The sequence below is a fragment of the Caballeronia humi genome, from assembly GCF_001544475.1.
Lineage (GTDB): Bacteria > Pseudomonadota > Gammaproteobacteria > Burkholderiales > Burkholderiaceae > Caballeronia > Caballeronia humi.
In genome coordinates this window covers 1-600 of the sequence record NZ_FCNW02000249.1, presented here as the reverse complement: position 1 = coordinate 600, position 600 = coordinate 1, and the positions used below count along the sequence as shown (strand labels likewise).

Here is a 600-nt window from a genome sequence, read left to right as displayed (position 1 = left end):
GCTGGTGCGCAGATCCACCAAGTCCTGGCAGGTACGGCTGACGCGGATGCCGTCAACCTGAAGCAGTTGAAGGATGCAGGCCTGAAGACGGATACGAGCGGCAACGTGACGAACGCATTCGTTGCATATGACGACTCGACGAAGGGCAAGGTCACGCTGGCAGGCGGTACGGCCGGCACGACATTGGCGAACGTGAAGGCAGGTGCTGCCGACATGGAAGCTGTCAACCTGAAGCAGTTGAAGGATGCAGGCCTGACGGTCGGTACGAGCGGCAACGTGACGAACGCCTTCGTTGCATATGACGACTCGACGAAGGGTAAGGTCACGCTGGCAGGCGGCACGGCCGGTACGACGCTGGCGAACGTGAAGGCAGGTGCTGCCGACATGGAAGCTGTCAACCTGAAGCAGTTGAAGGATGCAGGCCTGACGGTCGGTACGAGCGGCAACGTGACGAACGCCTTCGTTGCATATGACGACTCGACGAAGGGTAAGGTCACGCTGGCAGGCGGCACGGCCGGTACGACGCTGGCGAACGTGAAGGCAGGTGCTGCCGACATGGAAGCTGTCAACCTGAAGCAGTTGAAGGATGCAGGCCTGACG

1 pseudogene is annotated in these 600 nt (G+C 60.8%); it reads left to right on the top strand.

Annotated features, from left to right (window positions below):
* Window positions 1-600 (top strand): annotated as a pseudogene (locus tag AWB65_RS36575) (hypothetical protein); the annotation flags it as partial.